General features: G+C 70.4%; 15 protein-coding genes. 6 read left to right on the top strand and 9 right to left on the bottom strand.

Going from position 1 to position 17,540, the window contains the following annotated elements:
- Window position 1: 1 nt before the first annotated feature.
- The gene (locus tag FVA80_RS17675; RefSeq protein WP_147906229.1) at window positions 2–739 is read right to left on the bottom strand and encodes a class I SAM-dependent methyltransferase; all 738 of its coding nucleotides are present in this window, start codon (window positions 737–739) and stop codon (window positions 2–4) included.
- 36 nt (window positions 740–775) lie between these two features.
- Here FVA80_RS17675 and FVA80_RS17680 point away from each other — a divergent pair, with 36 nt between their 5' ends.
- A complete protein-coding gene (locus FVA80_RS17680; RefSeq protein WP_246692006.1) occupies window positions 776–1,957 on the top strand; it encodes a DUF1972 domain-containing protein in 1,182 nt (393 codons plus the stop codon).
- 28 nt (window positions 1,958–1,985) lie between these two features.
- On the opposite strand, the gene FVA80_RS17685 is transcribed toward FVA80_RS17680, so the two are convergent.
- Together FVA80_RS17685 and FVA80_RS17690 are read right to left on the bottom strand one after the other, a co-directional pair.
- A complete protein-coding gene (locus FVA80_RS17685; protein ID WP_147906230.1) occupies window positions 1,986–2,603 on the bottom strand; it encodes a serine acetyltransferase in 618 nt (205 codons plus the stop codon).
- The gene (locus tag FVA80_RS17690; RefSeq protein WP_246692007.1) at window positions 2,600–3,121 is read right to left on the bottom strand and encodes a serine acetyltransferase; all 522 of its coding nucleotides are present in this window, start codon (window positions 3,119–3,121) and stop codon (window positions 2,600–2,602) included. Before FVA80_RS17690 ends, FVA80_RS17685 begins: the two co-directional genes overlap by 4 nt.
- 320 nt (window positions 3,122–3,441) lie before the next feature.
- Here FVA80_RS17690 and FVA80_RS17695 point away from each other — a divergent pair, with 320 nt between their 5' ends.
- From FVA80_RS17695 to FVA80_RS17710, 4 genes are read left to right on the top strand one after another with little or no spacing between them, the layout of a single operon-like run.
- Window positions 3,442–4,824, top strand: a complete 1,383-nt coding sequence (locus FVA80_RS17695) for an oligosaccharide flippase family protein (RefSeq protein ID WP_246692008.1) — start codon at window positions 3,442–3,444, stop codon at window positions 4,822–4,824.
- A complete protein-coding gene (locus tag FVA80_RS17700) occupies window positions 4,821–5,762 on the top strand; it encodes a glycosyltransferase (RefSeq protein WP_147906233.1) in 942 nt (313 codons plus the stop codon). The genes FVA80_RS17695 and FVA80_RS17700 overlap by 4 nt, the downstream gene beginning before the upstream one ends.
- Window positions 5,763–5,773: 11 nt before the next feature.
- Entirely contained in the window at window positions 5,774–7,141 is a 1,368-nt protein-coding gene (locus tag FVA80_RS17705; RefSeq protein WP_147906234.1) for a right-handed parallel beta-helix repeat-containing protein, read from the top strand.
- Between the two features lies 1 nt (window position 7,142).
- Complete coding sequence (locus FVA80_RS17710) at window positions 7,143–8,270, top strand: glycosyltransferase family 1 protein (protein WP_147906235.1); 1,128 nt, start codon at window positions 7,143–7,145, stop codon at window positions 8,268–8,270.
- Between the two features lie 7 nt (window positions 8,271–8,277).
- Here FVA80_RS17710 and FVA80_RS17715 read toward each other — a convergent pair whose 3' ends face one another.
- Window positions 8,278–9,567, bottom strand: a complete 1,290-nt coding sequence (locus FVA80_RS17715) for an MFS transporter (protein WP_246692009.1) — start codon at window positions 9,565–9,567, stop codon at window positions 8,278–8,280.
- A 219-nt stretch (window positions 9,568–9,786) separates the two neighbouring features.
- Here FVA80_RS17715 and FVA80_RS17720 point away from each other — a divergent pair, with 219 nt between their 5' ends.
- Window positions 9,787–10,938, top strand: coding sequence for a dimethylmenaquinone methyltransferase (locus FVA80_RS17720; RefSeq protein WP_147906237.1), 1,152 nt, complete (start codon window positions 9,787–9,789; stop codon window positions 10,936–10,938).
- 65 nt (window positions 10,939–11,003) lie between these two features.
- Here FVA80_RS17720 and lptB read toward each other — a convergent pair whose 3' ends face one another.
- From lptB to FVA80_RS17745, 5 genes are all read right to left on the bottom strand, one after another.
- On the bottom strand, window positions 11,004–11,864 hold the full coding sequence (lptB, locus tag FVA80_RS17725) for an LPS export ABC transporter ATP-binding protein (RefSeq protein ID WP_147906238.1): 861 nt from the start codon (window positions 11,862–11,864) through the stop codon (window positions 11,004–11,006).
- A complete protein-coding gene (locus FVA80_RS17730; protein ID WP_147906239.1) occupies window positions 11,861–12,538 on the bottom strand; it encodes an LptA/OstA family protein in 678 nt (225 codons plus the stop codon). The genes lptB and FVA80_RS17730 overlap by 4 nt, the downstream gene beginning before the upstream one ends.
- Window positions 12,535–13,254 carry an LPS export ABC transporter periplasmic protein LptC gene (gene lptC, locus FVA80_RS17735; protein ID WP_147906240.1) on the bottom strand — a complete coding sequence of 240 codons (720 nt, stop codon included), beginning with the start codon at window positions 13,252–13,254 and terminating at the stop codon, window positions 12,535–12,537. Before lptC ends, FVA80_RS17730 begins: the two co-directional genes overlap by 4 nt.
- Before the next feature lie 260 nt (window positions 13,255–13,514).
- Window positions 13,515–15,353, bottom strand: coding sequence for a molecular chaperone HtpG (gene htpG / locus FVA80_RS17740; RefSeq protein WP_147906241.1), 1,839 nt, complete (start codon window positions 15,351–15,353; stop codon window positions 13,515–13,517).
- Window positions 15,354–15,452: 99 nt separating this feature from the next.
- Window positions 15,453–17,333, bottom strand: a complete 1,881-nt coding sequence (locus FVA80_RS17745) for a KUP/HAK/KT family potassium transporter (RefSeq protein WP_246692429.1) — start codon at window positions 17,331–17,333, stop codon at window positions 15,453–15,455.
- Window positions 17,334–17,540 lie beyond the last annotated feature (207 nt).

The raw sequence follows: 17,540 nt of genomic DNA on the forward strand, positions 1-17,540 counted from the left end.
CTCACGGCTTCTTGCGGATGAAAACCATGTGGTAGCCTTTCAACGGACCCGGCGTGAGCCGGAACAGCAGCTCCCAGAACTTGCCCAGGACGATGTTCTCGCCATGATAGAACGGCTGCCCGTCAAAACTGTAGGTGAAGTGCTCGAACCGATCAGTTGGGAAAAGCCGCTTCCGCGCCGCCTCCGTGTTCATCGTGTAGAGCGGCACGAACGAGTCGATCTCGACCAGCCGCGGCTCGACCCAGCGCAGGACCTGTGCGTGCAGGCGCTTCGGGATGAGCCGCGCGCCGACCCCGACATAGCCCCAGCGGTTGGGAGTCCAGGCGCAGAGCCAGCCCCCCGGAGCGAGGACCCGGCCGAGCTCGGCCGCGGTGACATCGGCATGCTCGATATGTTCGAGGACCGAGAACGCCGAGATCAGGTCGAAGCTCCCATCCGGGAATGGAAGGATCCCGTCGTGGCCGATCAGACGGACCTCGTCGGCCGACTTGTTCTCGAGGACCGCCTCGTCCACGTCGCAGGCCATGACGTGGGCGCAGCGCCCGCGGAAGTCGCCGAGGTGCCGGCGGAGTGGAACCGGGTCATCGGTCCACTTGCCGCGCCCGGCCCCGAACTCCATCACCCGCATATCCGGCCGGAGCAGCGCGTTGACGCGCACGATGTACTCCATCCGGTGGTCCTGCCGGGAGTAACCCCCGGCCCCCATCTCCCGGAACAGGCGCTGTTCGACGGTGACCATACTTCAGGCTCCTCTGAGGACGCGACGCGCGCCGGAGTGGTGAATTGGGATGGGCCGGACGGGCGCCCGGCGGTGGCGATCCTCGGCACCCGCGGGGTGCCGGCCGCGCATGGGGGCTTCGAGACCCTGGCCGAGCGTCTGGCGCTGGATCTCGTCGAGCGGGGCTGGCGGGTCGAGGTCTATTGCCAGGTGAGCACGCCGACCCCGCCGAGCGTCTGGCGCGGCGTCGCGCTGATCCCGGTCGCGGTGCGGGGCGACGGCGCCTTCGCCACGATCGTGTTTGACCTCAAATGCACCCTGCGGGCGGCGTTCCGGCCGGCCCTGCCGCTGGTGCTCGGCTACAACACGGCCCTGTTCTCGATCCTGTACCGCCTCACGGGCAAGCGCAGCGTGATGAACATGGACGGGATCGAGTGGAAGCGCGACCGCTGGTCGAAGCCCGCAAAGGCGTGGTTCTGGCTGAACGAGCGCCTCGGCAGCCTGTTCTCCACGTATCTGGTCGCGGACCATCCGGAGATCGCGAAGCACCTCGCCCGCAACACCGCGGCGAAGCGGATCACCACGATCGCGTACGGCGCCGACCCGGTGCTGGAGGCGTCGACGACGCCGCTGTCCGCGTTCGGCGTCCGCCCCCGCGACTACGGGCTGCTGATCGCCCGGGTCGTGCCCGAAAACCTGGTGCTCCAGATCGTCCGCGCCTGGAGCGAGATCCGCCCCGGCCTGCCCCTCGTCGTGCTCGGCAAGCTGATGGACTCGGATTCCTACCACCGTGCCGTGAAGGCCGCGGGCGGGCCGGACGTGATCTTCGCGGGCGCGATCTACGAGGCCGACCGGGTGTCCGCCCTCCGTCTCCACGCCCGCTTCCACATCCACGGCCACACGGTTGGCGGCACCAACCCGTCCCTGGTCGAGGCCCTCGGCGCCGGCTCGCCGATCCTGGCGCACGACAATCCGTTCAACCGTTGGGTGGCGGGCGACGGCGCCGTGTTCTTCGGCGACGAGACCGAGTTGCGCCGGGGCATCCTGAACCTTGTGCGCGCTGCGCCGAGCCGGCTCGACGCGATGTCGGCGGCCTCTCGCGACCGGCACGCGGACGCGTTCGGCTGGCGCGGCATCGTCGATGCCTACGAGGGTGTGCTCCGCCGTCAGCTCCCGTCCCGGCGCGCCGCCCGCGGAGGCCGGGAAGCCATCCGCCGACACGAGCACGGGCCGGCCTGACCGGCTGGCCGACGTTGGAGGGTGGGCGCTAAACTGCATCGCCGCCCTCCGGAACATCGGAGCGGCTGCGGATCTGCCGCTGCGCCACCATCGTGACGGTGCCGGCGGGGACTTCCCGCAGGCTGCACACGCCGATCCCGATCGTGGCTCCGGCCCCGACCGTGACAGCACCCTGGACGGCCGCGTGGGCCCCGACCACGGCATTGTCCCCGAGGCGCGGCGCGTCCGCGGGGAATGGCGCGCCGGGGAAAACCCAATCCCGCGGCCCCACGAGCGTCCCGGGAAGCAGCACCAGGTCGATCCCCGCGCTGCCGCAGAAAACGATGCGGGCCGGGTGGGGCACGAACAGGCCCGGCCCGATCGGCGATCCGGGATGCAGGCTCGCGCCGGTCAACCGCAGCGACAGGTTCGAGACGGCGGCCGCGCATCGCCGCCAGCCGTGTCCGTGCAGCAGATGCGCCACGCGGTGGAAGATCGCGACCTGCATGGCGGGCAGCGTCAGGTGCATCAGGCGTCGCAGCCGGGAGGTCGGCTTGCCGCCCGTGGTCTGGCGCAGGACGCGGGCGAAGTCGGCCGAGAGCAGCCGGCGCACCTCCGCGTAGCCGGTCGGACCGTGCGGATCGGTGTTCACGACGGCGCCGGTCATGCCGCGGCTCCCCGGCCCGGGAGGGCACGCCAGGGCTGGGGCATCACCGTCTCGCCGGGCTCGACGTCCTTGAGGATGGTGGTGCGGGGGCCGAGCCGGGCCCGATCGCCGATCCGCACCGCACCGAGCACGATCGCGCCGGCCTCCAGCACCACGCCGTCGCCCAGCAGCGGCAGGCCGGGGCCCCCGCCGATATCCTGATCGGGCTCCTTCAACAGGCCGCCGATCGAGGCCTGCACGCCGAAGGCCGCGTCACGCCCGACGGCGCCCGCGATGACCGCGCCGAACGGATACGGGAGGAACAATCCCCCGGCGATCCGGCTCGAGGGGGGGATATCGGAGCCGGTCCACCAGCCGTTGAACAGCCACAGCAGCCAGGCCGCCATGCGCCAGCCGCGCTCGTGGCTGTAGCGCGAGAGCCGATAGAGCCAGACCGCGTGATAGCCCCGGTACAGTCGCGCCGAACCGTGGCCCCGGCGATGCCAGTGGGCACGGTCGGCCGCGAGCGCAATGCGCATCTGTGCCCAGCATTGTCGCCGCCCGTCTGCGAATTTCGATGCGCCCGCGAGGGGGATCCCTCGGGCGGCGTCAGTCTCTGCGCGCTCGGACATACGCAGTCCTCCGGTTTCCTCAGACGCTTTATCTCTGCAACCATAAATTGAAGATACGGTTGCAAGCCATACGCACCCTGCCACGATGCAATCGTAGGTCGCGGTTTTCAGTAAGGCTCCACCGAGAGATGGTCCGCTTGGTAAATCGATTGCGCGGACGTGGCCGCCCGGGCGGCATGCGGTACGGCGCCAATCTGCTTGGACAGGCCGCGGGCCGCGGGGTTTACTTGGCCGCCGGCTTCGCCGCCTTCGTGATGGTCGGGCACGGCGTCGGCCCGGCGGCGCTCGGCCGCTACGGCCTGGCCCTCGCGGTGCTGGCGGTGGCGCTCATCGCGGCCGATTTTGGTACCACGCTGACCTTCGGGTCACGCCTCGGCGCCGGCGCGCCGGAGATGCGGGCTGCGGAATTCGGCCGCATGATATCGGCCCGGCTGCTCCTCGGCGGCGGCACCGGATTGCTGCTGCTCGGCGCCCTGCCGCTGCTGCCCGGGGAGATCCGGCCGGCGCTGGCCCTCGCCGCCGTGCTGATGCCGCTCGCGGCCGCGCGCTTCCAGGATTCCCTGTTCCAGGTCTGCGGGAGGCCGGGCTGGTCGGTCTGGCCGTCCCTGGCCAACGCCGTGGTCCTGGTCGGCGGCACGGCACTCGCGCTCTGGTTGCAGCTCCCCGAGGCGGCCCTGAGCATCGTCGCGGTGGCCTCGGGCATCGTCTACGGCGTGGTCGGGCTGATCCTGGCCGCCAAGCTTCTGCCTCTGCGTCCCGCTTCCCTGTCGCAGGGCTGGGCGACGATCCGGGCCGCGGCCGGCGTCGGGATCTCGAACGCCCTCGGCTCACTCAACGGCCGCATCAGCTTGATCATGCTGGCGGCGCTGGCGGGTGCGGCGGAACTCGGCCAGTTCACCGCGGGCTTCCGGTTCTTCGAGCTCGGCGCCGCGGTGGCGATCACCCTGTGCGCGCCGCTCGTGCCCGTGTTCGGCCGGGCAGTCGGCGCCATCGATGCCGGCGCGACACGTTCCGGCACCGATCGGCTGCGCTCCAGCGTGCGCCCCGCACTGATCGTGATCCTGGCGGCCGCGGTGGCCGGAACCGTGGCGGCCTGCGCGGTCGCCGATCCTCTGGTGCGTGTGATCTTCGGGCCGGATTTCGCTGCGGCCGCGCCGGTCCTGCGCATCGCAGCCGCGATGAGCGCCCTGCTGATTACCGCCACGGTGCTGTTCGCCGGTCTGGTTCCCCTCGGTCGGACCGGCTTCGCGGTGCGCGGCAGTGCGGCCGCCTGCGCCACGAATCTGGCCGCTTGCGCGGTGCTGATCCCCCTGGATCCGCTGCTCGGCGCGGCCTGGGCCGCCCTCCTGGCCGAGGTCGCGATGCTGGCGGTGGTCGCCCACGCCTTCTGGCGCGAAGCCGGCGCACCACTGGCGCCCGGCGATGCCCCGACTGTGCTGGGCCCCGGCCTCGTCACCGCCCTCGCCTGGGCCGCCGGCCCGGCGACGCTCGCGCCGATCACGGTGCCTTTCGCCGCCGTCCTCTCCGCTGCGGTGGCGGCTTGGCTGTGCCTGCGCGGCCGCTCCACCGCCGCTCCCCTCCCCCTCTCGATCCCGGAAGCTTCGTCATGAGCGACGTCCCCGTGCTCTCGGTCATCATCCCGACCTACAACCGCGCCGACACGCTGCGCCTGTGCCTGCGGGCCTTCGACCGACAGACGACCGACCGGCCGTTCGAGATCGTCGTCTGCGACGACGGCTCCGCCGACGCCACCGGCACGGTGATCAGCCACGCGGTCGCCACCGGCCGCATACCGGTCGTGCACCTGCGCCAGGAGAATGCCGGCGCCAACGCGGCCAGGAACCGGGCGATCGCGTCGGCCCGGGGCGCGCGGCTCCTGATCGTCAACGACGACACGATCCCGGCCCCCAGCCTCGTCGATGCGCATCTCGCCGCCCATGCCAGGCGGGGCGGACGCGAGACCGCGATCCTCGGGCGCATGACCATCGACCCGGCTCTGCCGTTCTCGCCGTTCTCCGCCCTGCACCACGACGCGTCGTACGACGCGCTCGCGGGCCGGGTGGAAGTGGGCTGGGACGCCTTCCTGACCTGCAACGTCAGCGTTGATCGCCGCCTGCTCGAAGAGGCGGGCGGCTTCGATCCGCGCCTGACCTGGCATGAGGACATCGAACTCGGCGAGCGGCTGGCCCGGCGCGGCATGCACCTGTTCTATGAGCCGGAGGCGCTGGCCTATCACCACCACCTCCTGGACGAGACGGCCTACCTGCGCATCGCCGAGCGCGAGGGGGCGGCGCTGGTGCTGTGGTACCGGAAGCGCCCGGACCTCGCGCCCGATCTCACCCGGCTCGGCCTCGTCGGCCCGCCGCCGCTGGCCGCCGCCCCGCGCCACCGCGTCGCCGACCTGGCGATGCCCACGGCGCTGCTGCCCGGCTGGCAGATGGCGGCACGTGTCCTCACTCGGATCAGTCCCGAGGCCGGCCGCACGGTCTGGCGCCGCCTGTTCCAGCGCCAGAAACGCCTCGCCATCGCCCGGGCGCTGGCGGCGTGAGCGGCTCCCGGATGCACGCTCAGAACCTTTTCGCCGCCCTGCTGCTACCGGCGCTTGCCGCCTGCGGCGCGGCCGATGCGCAATCACAGCAGCGCATCCTGGTCGATCCCGCAGGCGGCGCGATGGAAAACTACCGCACGGTGGCCCGGCTCGCAGACGTCCCGTTCGCGAGCCTCGGGCCCGGATCGAGCGTGCTGATCCGCGGCGGCAGCTACGGCGACGTGGCGGTGATCGGCACCCGCGGCAGCGCCGAGGCACCGGTCACCGTGGCGGCCGTCGCCGGGACCAGGCCGGTCCTGTCGAACTCGGTGGTGTTCGAGAACGCCGCCTACGTCACGGTGACCGGCCTGACCGTGCAGGGCGCGGTCAATTCCGGCTTCATCATCCGCCGCGGCTCGCACCACGTGACGGTGGCGGACTCCACGGTTTCGAGATCCGGTCTCGGCATCTGGATCGGCGACGGCGCCGGGGCCGGCCACCGCATCACCGGCAACACGCTCTCCGACAACAAGACCCATGGCGTCGCCATCGACGTGATCAACGTGCCGCCGGAGGATCCGAGCTACATCCTGGCCAACACGGTGACCGGCAACGGCATCCACGGGATGGAGATCAACGGCTCCGGCTACGTGGTCGAGGGCAACCGGGTCTCGGGCAACGGCGTCGGCATGTCGGGCACCTCCGGCATCCACGTCTACGCCAAGGATGCAGCCCAGGACGCGGGCGACCGCAATACCATCCGGTACAACATCGTCACCGGCCAGAAGGAAACCACCGGCCAGGACGGCAACGGCATCCAGATCGACCAATGGTGCGACGGCAATACCGTCGCGTTCAACGTCGCGACCGACAACGACGGTGCCGGCATCAACCTGTTCGACGCCGGCTCGAACACGGTGGTGAACAACACCGTCACCGGCAACATGCGCGATTCCGGCGGCAAGCACGTCTACCGCGGCGAGATCGTGCTGGCCTCGGACTACACCAAGTCGGTCGACCGCACCGCGGGCAACCGGGTGCTGAACAACATCGCCTTCGCCACCCGGCCCGGCATCGCAGCCATCGCGGTCGAGGCGACCACCGCCGACAACGGGAACGCCATCGGGCCGAACTTCATCGGCAGCCGCGTCGGCGCGCCGCTCTATCGCTGGGCCGCCACGACCACCAGCGACGGGGCGAGCCTGCCGCTGCACGGCCAAGGCCCCGACCTGACCGGCACCCCCGCCTTCCGCGACCCGGCCGCCCCACTCTCGGGCGGCCTCGCGCTGACCAAGCCCCCCGCCCGCGCCGGCATCCCGCTCGGCGCAACCCGCGACCTCGCCGGTCAAGCCTACGTGGCCGGCGAAGCCCCGACCTTCGGCGCCTACAGGAGCCCGTAACATGCTACGCATCGGTATCGACGCGCACGTGCTCACCGGCAAGCCCCAGGGCAGCCGCACCTGGCTCGTGAACATCATCGGGCGCGCCGCCGCCCGCCATCCGGACGCGACCTACGTGGTCTATTCCGGAGACCCGGAGGCCTGCGCCCGCCTCGTTTCGGGCGCCAATATCGAGCACCAGAAGCTGCCGCGGGTGTTGGCGAGCCTGCGCCTGCTCGCGATCTGGCCGTGGCTGGTCTTCCGCGACCGCCTCGATACCCTGCTGACCACCTACATCGCCCCGCCGCTGGTGCCGGGCGACCGCCAGGTGGTGGTGGTCCACGACATCCTGTTCGAGACCCATCCCGAGTTCTTCACGTGGCGTATGCGCTGGCGGAACCGCATCCTCACGCGGCTCTCGGCCCGGCGCGCCAAGCTGGTCCTGACCATCTCCGATTACAGCCGCGATTCCATCGCGAAGGTCTACGGCATCGATCGCAGCCGGATCGCCGAGGTGCGCTGCGGATCGACCCCGCCACGGGCTTCGGCCGAGCGGCATCCGCTCGCGGACGGACGCCCGTACCTGCTGATGGTCGGCCGCCTGGAGCCACGCAAGAATCTCGGCCTGGTGCTCGATGCGTTCGCACGCCTGCCGGAGGGCGCGGCCCGGCTGATCGTCGTCGGCAAGGGCGACGGCGAGCGGCCCGAGACCCTCGACCGGCTGACCCGGACCCCGGACGCGGTGCACATCGCCGGGATCGATGATAACGGCCTGTCCGACCTCTACGGCCGGGCCGCCGCGCTGGTCTTCCCGAGCCGCGGCGAAGGCTGGGGGATCCCGGTGCTCGACAGCCTCGCCCGGGGCACGCCGGTGATCGCCTCGAGCCTCACCGCGATCCCGGAGGCGGGGGGCAGCGCGGCGAGCTACTTCGATCCGGACGCCCCGGACCGGGTCGAGCGGCTGGCCGAGCTGATGGGCGCCGCGATCGACGGGCGGCTGCCGTTCGATGCGGGCGCCGCCCGGGCGCATGCCGCCCGGCACGACTGGGACGGGCCCGCCGCGACCTTCGTCGACCTGATGCGCCGGAATTTCCCGGCCCGGACGCCGGCGCGCGATCTCCACGCACCGGTGCCGCACCTGCGCGGCTGACCGCCGCCTAAGCGGCCGGCTTAAGCCCGGCGATGAAGGTCTCCGCGGGCGCCTCCGCGGCGATCGGGTCCTGGATCAGCGTCCAGTATCCGAGCGCCGCCACGACGGCGATCACCGCGCCGGTGATGAAGGCCATGGAGAAATGACCGGTCCCGCCAACGATGAAGCCGGTGATCATCGGGGCCAGGGCGCCGCCGATATAGCCGCCGAAATTCTGCATGGCGCCGAGCGAAGCGGTGGCGTTGGCCGGCGCCGCCACGGAGGCCATCGCCCAGGCGGCCGACGAACTCACGTAGACCAGGAACAGTGACGCCGAAATGCACGCGATGGCGAGCGTGTCGCTCGGCGTCAGTGCCGCCACCACGGTGCAGGCCGCGGTCGCCAGAAGGCCCACCACCATCGGGATCTTGCGGCTCCGGATCGGATCGACCCCGCGCCGGATCAGGATGTCGACGATCCGGCCGCCGAGGATGCCGCCCAGCACCCCGAAGGCGAACGGGATCGCCCCGACGATTCCGGTCTTCTGCAGGGTGAAGTGGCGCTCGATCTCGAGGTAGCTCGGCAGCCAGGCCGTGTAGAGCCAGGTCATGTAGATGCAGCCGAAGTAGCCCATGATCATGCCCCAGCTGGTGCGGTAGCGGAACAGCCGCTTCCACGCGTTCCAGGTGACGCGGCGGTCGGTGTTGGGCGCATCGCCCTCCTCCAGGAAGGCGCGCTCGGCCGGGGTCAGGTCTATCTCCGGCGGGTTGCGGAACACCAGGTAGACGATCCCGGCGAGCGCCAGCCCGGCCACACCCATGATGATGAACATGGCCCGCCAGCCGAAGGCGACCATCAGGAAGGTAAGCAGCGGCAGGGCCAGGAAGGTGCCGAGGGAGGATGCGCAGTTCCAGATCCCCGTGGCGGTGCCGCGCTGGCGGATGTTGAACCAGTCCCGCGAGACCCGGGCGCAGGTCGGGAAATGCGGCGCCTCGCCGAGGCCGAGCACGATACGCGCGCCGACGAACTGCCAGAACGAGGTCACGGCTCCACCGAGCATCTGGCCGAGCGACCAGCAGCTCAGCCCGATGGTCAGCGTCAGCCGCGGACCCAGCCGGTCGGCCAGGGCGCCGGCCGGGAGCTGCGCGAAGGCATAGGCCCACAGGAATGCCGAGAGCAGCAATCCCATGTCGGGGATCGACAGGCCGAGATCCTGCCGGATCAGCGGGTTGGCCACCGCCAGCGTGGCGCGGTCGACGTAATTGACCACTCCGGCCGTCACCAGAAGGGCGAGCGAGATCGTCTGGATGCGCTTCACGCGCGGCGTTGCGACTGGAGTCACTGCTTCCCCCTTGGCTGACGCGCACTCTTCAGGGTGCTTCGGGACCGATCGCGCGTCCGCGACTCACGGCGTCCGAGCGATATTCTGCACCGAATGCCGGCGAGGGGAAGGTGCCGGCTGACAGTCGGGGGCCTCGCGTCGCAGCGCCGGGCGTCGTAGACCGCTCGCACCCGTCACCGACCGAGACCGTCCCGCGTGCGCCTGATCCAGATCACCCACCACGACCTCGACGGCTACGGCGCCGCCACGGTCGCCGCAGCCTGCACGGCGGTCGAGCGCGTCGTCCACGTACCCCGCTACAGCGATGTCGGCCCCGTCTTCGAGGACGAGACCAAACGCCTGGCCCGGGCGGGCGAGGGCGAGATCCTGCTCATGACCGACCTCGGCCTGGAGGAGCAGACCATCGCGGGCCTGAAGAAGTTCGCGGCCATGAACCGCCGCCGCGAGGACGGAAGGAAGCATAAGCTCGTGGTCCTCGACCACCACGCCTCCTCGCTGGACCAGTTGCGCCGCCAGGGACTGGAGCCCGTGGCCGATCCCGAACGTCCGGGCTTGAGCCGGATCGATCTCGGCGATCCGGATTGCGTCGTGCTGATCGACGAAAACGTCTGCGCCACCCGGATGACCTTCGATCACCGGGCCCTGTTCGCCACCCACGAGCCCGAGACCGACCTCTCCGCCCTGGTGGCGGCGATCGATGCGGTGGACCTCTGGCGCAAGGACAGCCCAGCCTTCCCGGGGGGCCTGGCACTGGACGAGCTGTTCTGGGAGAGCGTGTCGAGCTTCGTGCCCGTCGGCCATCCCTGGCATGAGGCCTTCATGTCCGGGCTGCTGCGTGCGGCCGCCGTTTCCCTGCGCGAGGGCGCCACCCCGGCCGACCTGGAGCGGCGTGCCCTGGCGATCCGCTCCGAGGTGGTCGAGACCCTCCTGCGCGACGCGCCGGACGACGACCGGGCGCTCACAACGCGCATGCGTCTCGCCCGGGCGCTCGCCCGCTCGGACGCGCTGTTCCGCCCGCTCAAGGACGGCACGCTCCTGTCCTTCGCCCTCGATTCGGGCACGTTCCAGCGGGTCTCGGACCTGATCATGGATGCCGGCCGGGCCAAGCGCGTCGTCAACGTACAGCGGATGGGCACCATGTCGTTCCGCTCGAACGACGGCACGGCCCTCGACGGCGCCCGCCTGTTCCGCGGCGGCGGCCATCGCGACGCCGCCGGCGGCCGGCTCCAGAGCGGATCCGTCTTCTCGATGGCGGACGCCATCGCGCAGGTCGAGCCGGTGCTGAACCCGGACAAGCCCCCGGAGGCCGATAGCCCGTTCGCGGCGCTGAAGAACTGGAAGGGGTGATTGGCTTCGGAGCGGAGCAGGACCGTCGCGGATCTGCTCCGCGTCCGAGCATCAGGTCCAGGCTGTCAGAGCCTGAAATCCTCGCCGAGATACAGCCGCCGGGCGTCGGGGTTCGCCACGATCTCCTCCGGGGTCCCCTCAGTGAGGATGCGGCCGGAATGGGCGATGTAGGCGCGGTCGATCAGGCCCAGGGTCTCGCGGACGTTGTGGTCGGTGATCAGCACGCCGATACCGCGCTGCTTGAGGTGCTTCACCAGGTCCTGGATGTCGCCCACCGCGATCGGGTCGATGCCGGCGAAGGGCTCGTCGAGCAGCATGAAGGTCGGCGACGAGGCCAGCGCCCGGGCGATCTCGCAGCGCCGCCGCTCACCGCCCGACAGGGCGATCGAGGGCGACTTGCGCAGCCGCGCGATGTCGAACTCCTCGAGCAGGGAATCGAGCTTGCGGGCCCGCGCCTTGCGGTCGGGCTCGGCCACTTCGAGCACCGCGCGGATGTTGTCCTCGACGGTCAGCCCGCGGAAGATCGAGGCTTCCTGCGGCAGGTAGCCGATGCCGAGGCGCGCCCGCTGATACATCGGCAGATGGGTGATCGGCAGGCCATCCAGGGTGATGTGGCCGCGATCGGCCACCACCAGACCGGTGATCATGTAGAAGATCGTGGTCTTGCCGGCGCCGTTGGGCCCGAGCAGCCCGACCGCCTCGCCGGTGCGGACCGTGAGCCCGGCCTCGTGCACGACGGTGCGGGCGCCGTAGCTCTTGCGCAGGCCGCGCACGCTGAGGATCCCGGGTCCGCCCTCTTCCGCGGCGGCGACTTCGTCGGCATCCGCGACAGGCGGGCTCGCGCGACGGCCGAACAGGCGACCGAGCAGTGTCGGGCGGCCCGCCGCGTCCTGCGGCTCCGCCCGGAACGCAACCGCGCCGCTCAATTGACCTGCGCCCGCGGCTTGACCGGCGGCTGAGCGCAGCCCTTCCCCTTGCCATCCTTGGCGTCGGCCTTCTCGCCGGGCACGAACAGCGCCGAGACGCGGCCGCCAGCCACCGGATCCATGTTCGCGCGCCCGGTGCCCATGTCGTAGACCAGCCGCTGGCCGCGGGTGACGTTCTGGCATTGGCTCAGCACGACGTTGCCGGTGAGCACGATGCGCTTGGCGTCCTGATCGAACACCGCGTGATCGCCGGTGGCGACCTGGTCCTTCTGGACCACCGTGACCGGACCGGCGCAATCGACCTTCTGAATGCCGTTCTCGGCCGGATTCTTCGGCGCCGGCGCCTCGTCGGCGGTGTCCGCAGCCTTGCCGTCCGCATCCTTGCTCGCGGAGGCCTTGCCGGCGCCGTCCTTGCCGCGCTTGTAGTAGACCGTCATGGTCGAGCAGCGGATCGTGCTCTCCCCCTGCACGGCCACGACGTTGCCGACGAACACCGCCCGGTTCTCCCGGTCGAACACGTCGAGGCGGTCGGCGTCGATCTTGATCGGATCCTTGCCGCCGCCGCCGATATTGCCGAAGGGCGAGTCCTTCTTGGCCGGCTTCTCGGCCAGCGCGGGGCCGGCGAGTGCCAGGCAACCGGCCAGGGCCACGCAGAGGGTTGCGCGCGCGCTCATCGGCCGGTTTCCGCGGGCTCGGCGTTCGAGGTCAGGATGCGCGGGGGCGCCTTGTCGGCCGGGTCGTCGTTCGCGATCACGACATGCACGTTCCCGACGAAGGAGATCCGCTTGCCGTTCTCGACCACGTCGAGGGCGTTGGCGTTCACGGTGGCGCGCGGGGTCGAGACGGTGACCGGCTCCTGGGAGCTCACCGAGCCGGTCTTGAACACCACGGCGGCCGAGCGCAGGCGCGCTTCCTCGCCCTTGTCGGTCCAAATGCGGATGTCGTCTTTGAGGTCGAGCGCCTCGCGGGCGGTGTCGAACAGGCCAGAGGCCGCCGAGAGTCGGGCGACGCCGCCCTGATCGTCGGTGGCGAGGTGGCCGCGCATCCGCTCCAGCTCGATCAGGCTCGGCTTGCGCACATCCTGCAGGGCAGCATCGGCCGTCACCTCGTACCCGCGGTTGCCCTGGCGGAAGCCCGCGAGCCGGGGGTTCTCCATGCGGACCTTGGAGCCGGCCACCGTCACGGGGCCGACCGAGACTCCCGGCAGGCTCGTCCCGAACGGATTGAACAGGTACGCGAGCAGCAGCGCCACCGCGCCGCCCGCAGCGACCGGGATGAGTCGGCGCATCGTGCGCACGCGGCCGCTGTGGCGGTACGCCCGGGCGTGAGCCCGCGTGCGTGCCGCCAAGACCGCCTGTCCGTTGCCGGCTTGAGCCTCGACCGGGTTCATGCAGCGTCCGTGAGGCGCGCAGGCCGCGCGCGAGTGAGGAATCGGCTCAGACGCCTGCGGCCCCCACCGCGCCCGCGCCTCCGGTCGGGAAATGGTCCCGACCAGTGGCGAAGTTATGGCTCGCCCGTTTCGGAATGATCAACCGAACTTAGAAACTTTCGACGCCGATGTGCGTGAGCACACACGCACATCGTGAAGCATCGTGGGCGCGAAGAGCCCGGCGCCGCGGCTCGGGCGGATGCCGGGCCGCGACCGGACCGTCAGCGCGAAGTGCTTCGGGCTGCGGCCAGCGCCGCCGCGATGGTCCGGGCGAAGGCCGCCGGATCGCGGGGGCTGTCGCCGTCCTGGATCCGGGCGAGATCAAGCAGCGTGCCCGCTTCCTGGGGGATCTCCGATTCGGCAGAGGCCGCAAGCGCCCGGATCAACGGATGACGCGGGTTGATCTCCAGCACCGGCTGCCCGGCACCGCCGCGGCCGGCCCGGCGCATCAGCCGCTGCATCTGCAGGTCGGGTCCAGCAGTACCGGACGAGAGCACCACGGCCGAGTCCACCAGCCGGTCGGTGGTGCGCACGTCCGAGACCTCACCGGCCAGCGCCACCTTCACAGCCGCCACGAAGGCGTCGATGCCTTCCGGCGCCTCCGGCTGCTCACCCTCGGGTGCGAATTTCGACAGGTCGAGGCCGCCCTTGGTGATCGACTTGAGCGGCTTCTCCTCGAAGTTGCCGAGCTGGTCGGGCCAGAAGGCATCGACGTGGTCGGAGAGCAGCAGCACCTCCAGGCCCCGGGCCCTGAAGCCTTCGAGCTGCGGCGACGATTTCAGCGCCTCGGCATCGTCGGCCACGAGGTAGTAGATCGCCTCCTGGCCGTCCTTCATGCGGGCCACGTAGTCCGGCAGGGAGGTCCAGCCGTCCTCGGCCGAGGAGCGGAAGCGCAGAAGGGGCGCGATCTCGCCGCGGCGCTCGAAATCCTCGTAGATGCCCTCCTTGAGCACCGCGCCGAAATTCTCCCAGAAGGTCTGGTAGCTCTCGGCATCCTTGGCGCGGGTGGTCAGCTCGGACACGACGCGGCCCGTGACGGCGCGTCGGATCCGGGCGAGCGCCGGCGTCGATTGCAGCATCTCACGGGAGACGTTGAGCGGCAGGTCCTCGGTGTCGACGACGCCCTGGACGAAGCGCAGCCACGGCGGCAGCAACTCGGCCTCGTCGGTGATGAACATCCGGCGGACGTGGAGGCGGACCTTGCTCTGCCGGTCGTTCTCCAGCGCCTGGAACGGCTTAGCGCCGGGCACGAACAACAGCGCAGAGAATTCCAGCTGGCCCTCGGCGCGCCAGTGCAGGGTCGCCCACGGCTTGTCGAAGTTCATCCCGAGGGCGTGGTAGAACGCCTCGTACTGTTCCTCGGTCACCTCGGATTTCGGCTTGCGCCAGAGCGCGGTGCCCTGGTTGGCCGATTCGTCCTTGCCATCCCGCGCAATGGCGATCGGCACGGTGATGAAGTCGGCCCATTTCCGCACCAAGTGGTCGAGGCGGTAGGGTTCGAGGTACTCGTCGGCGTCCGCCTTGAGATGCAGCACGATGTCGGTGCCGGGCTCAGGCCGATCGGCGAGCTCCAGGGTGTAGCTGCCCTGGCCCTCGGACGCCCAAGTCCAGGCCTCGTCGCTGCCGGCCCGGCGCGACGTGACCGTGACCCGGTCGGCGACCATGAAGGCCGAGTAGAAGCCGACGCCGAACTGGCCGATCAGGCTCGGACGATCCTCGGCCTTGGCCGCATCCAGCGTCTGCGAGAAGGCCCGCGTCCCGGAGCGGGCGATGGTGCCGAGGTTGGACGCCAGATCCTCCTTGGTCATGCCGATGCCGGCATCCGAGACGGTCAGGGTGCGCGCCTCCTTGTCGGGCACGATCCGGACCTTGGCGTCCGGCGGCAGGGCGCTCGCCGCCGAGGTCAGCGCCTCGAACCGGCGCCGGTCCATGGCGTCGGCGGCGTTGGCGACGAGTTCGCGCAGGAAGATCTCGCGGTCGGAATAGAGCGCGTGCACGACGAGGTCGAGGAGTCGACCCACCTCCGCCCCGAATTCGTGCCGCTCAATCGTCTCGCTCACGGGCAATGCCTCCGCATAGGGGAAAATGCGGTGGCGATATGCCCGCCCGGCCGGCCGTTTTCAATGAGGCGGCGACGGGTTCGGCGGGACGCGCGCGGCTCAGATCTCGATTTCTGTTCCCACTTCCACGATTTGCCGGGTCGGCAGGCAGAAATGGGCGCCGGTGCGCTCGGCGTTGCGCTTCAGGAAGGCGAACAGCCCCTGGCGCCACAGCGCCATGCCGGGCTTGGCCGACGGGATGACCACCTCGTGGCCGACGAAGAAGGTCAGGTCCTCCAGGTATTCCGGCGGGAGCAGGCCGCTCCTCACGGCGCATTGCAGGCCTTCGGGGATCGAGGCGGTCTGCATGAAGCCGTAGCGCAACACGACGCGCTCCATCCCGGGGGTGTATTGCGAGATCGCCTTACGGATGCCTTGAGCGACCAGGGTAACCTGCGCCCGCTCCTCGGCGGGGATCATCGGCGCCTCCTCGTAGATCACGGTGATCAGCAGGATGCGCTCGTGCAGGCATCGGCTGCGTTCGACCAGCCGGCCCAGGGCCATGGGGATGCCCTCGGTGGCTGCGGTGAGGAAGGCCGCCGTTCCCGGCAGTGTCACCGGCGGGTGCGAGGCGAGGCGGGCCAAGAACGTCGCCTCGGGCTGGCGCATGGTCTCGCGCACCGCCTCGAGGACGTGGTTGCCCTTCATCCAGGTCAGCATCAGGAACGCGACCGCCGCGGCCAGTACCAGGGGAAACCAGCCACCCTCGAACAGCTTCACGCTGTTGGCCGCGAAGAACAAAGCGTCGATGGCCAGGAAGAAGCCATTGACCGCCACGACCAGGATCGGGTTGTAACCCCACCGCAGGGCGATCAGGGCGGCCAGCAGGGTGGTGATGCCCATCAGCGCCGAGACCGCGATGCCGTAGGCGCCGGCCAGCGCATCGGAGGAGCCGAACACCACCACGGCCGTGAGGGTACCGATGGCGAGCAGCCAGTTCACCGCAGGCACGTAGATCTGGCCGCGCTCGTCCTGATCGGTGTGGACCACCCGCATCATCGGCATGAAGCCGAGCTGGATCGATTGCTGGGTCAGCGAGTAGACGCCCGAGACCACCGCCTGCGAGGCGATGACGGTGGCCATCGTGGCCAGCGCCACCAGCGGGTAATGCGCCCAGTCGGGGGCCAGCAGGTAGAACGGGTTCTCGATCGCGCCCGGGTCGGCGATCAGCAGGGCGCCCTGGCCGCAATAGTGGATCAGCAGGGCCGGCAGCACCAGGCCGAACCAGGCCGCGCGAATCGCCGGGGCGCCGAAATGGCCGAGATCGGCGTACATCGCCTCGCCGCCGGTAACCGCCAGGAAGGCCGCGCCCAGCATCATGAAACTCACGTGCCAGCCGGCATGGGCCAGGAAGTCCACGGCCCGCCACGGATTGACCGCCCCCAGGATCTCCGGCGCCCGCAGGATGCTGGGGATCGCCAGCAGGACCAGCACCGTGAACCAGACGAGCATCACCGGACCGAACACCCGGCCGATCGCCGCCACGCCCTTGTGCTGCACGGCGAACAGCGCGACCAGGATCACCAAGGTGATCGGCACCACGAACGGTGTCAGCACCGGCGCATCGATCTTCAGCCCCTCGATCGCCGAGAGCACCGAGATCGCCGGGGTGATCGCGCCGTCTCCGTAGAGCAAAGCCGCGCCGACGAGGCCGACCACCAGGAGCACGGCCTTCCACGTGCCGGGCTGCGCCTGCCGGGCGCCCAGCAGCGCCAGCATGGCGACGATGCCGCCCTCGCCCCGGTTGTCCGCGCGCAGGATCAGCACCGCGTATTTCAACGACACGATGAGGATCAGCGACCACAGGATCAGCGACACGGCCCCGAGCGCCGCAGCCGGCACCGCGGCGCCTCCGGCGGTGGCCGCCTTCACGGCCTCCTTGAAGGCGTAGAGCGGGCTGGTGCCGATATCCCCGTAGACGACGCCGAGCGCCCCCATCATCAGCGCGGGCCCGGGCCCGTGCCGAACGGCGCCCGGCTTTCGCGCCACCGGCGCAGCAGGCAGAACGACCGCAGGACCAGCCGCGGGACTGAAGACTTGGCGCACGGGCGTATCCAGTCGAGGGCGGCACTGACGTGCGCGACCTTAGCAAGCCGGATGCGGTGCGAAAGACTTGATCTGTCGCCGCCACCAACACGGTGAAGACTT

This window comes from Methylobacterium sp. WL1 (assembly GCF_008000895.1).
In the GTDB taxonomy this organism is placed as follows: Bacteria; Pseudomonadota; Alphaproteobacteria; order Rhizobiales; family Beijerinckiaceae; genus Methylobacterium.

Bases quoted from the DNA above. Each gene is read 5' to 3' on its own strand.
- FVA80_RS17675 (WP_147906229.1), bottom strand. From the start codon at position 739: ATGGTCACCGTCGAACAGCGCCTGTTCCGGGAGATGGGGGCCGGGGGT.
- FVA80_RS17685 (WP_147906230.1), bottom strand. From the start codon at position 2,603: ATGACCGGCGCCGTCGTGAACACCGATCCGCACGGTCCGACCGGCTAC.
- FVA80_RS17690 (WP_246692007.1), bottom strand. From the start codon at position 3,121: ATGCGCATTGCGCTCGCGGCCGACCGTGCCCACTGGCATCGCCGGGGC.
- FVA80_RS17700 (WP_147906233.1), top strand. From the start codon at position 4,821: ATGAGCGACGTCCCCGTGCTCTCGGTCATCATCCCGACCTACAACCGC.
- FVA80_RS17705 (WP_147906234.1), top strand. From the start codon at position 5,774: ATGCACGCTCAGAACCTTTTCGCCGCCCTGCTGCTACCGGCGCTTGCC.
- FVA80_RS17710 (WP_147906235.1), top strand. From the start codon at position 7,143: ATGCTACGCATCGGTATCGACGCGCACGTGCTCACCGGCAAGCCCCAG.
- FVA80_RS17730 (WP_147906239.1), bottom strand. From the start codon at position 12,538: ATGAGCGCGCGCGCAACCCTCTGCGTGGCCCTGGCCGGTTGCCTGGCA.
- lptC (WP_147906240.1), bottom strand. From the start codon at position 13,254: ATGAACCCGGTCGAGGCTCAAGCCGGCAACGGACAGGCGGTCTTGGCG.
- FVA80_RS17745 (WP_246692429.1), bottom strand. From the start codon at position 17,333: ATGATGGGGGCGCTCGGCGTCGTCTACGGGGATATCGGCACCAGCCCG.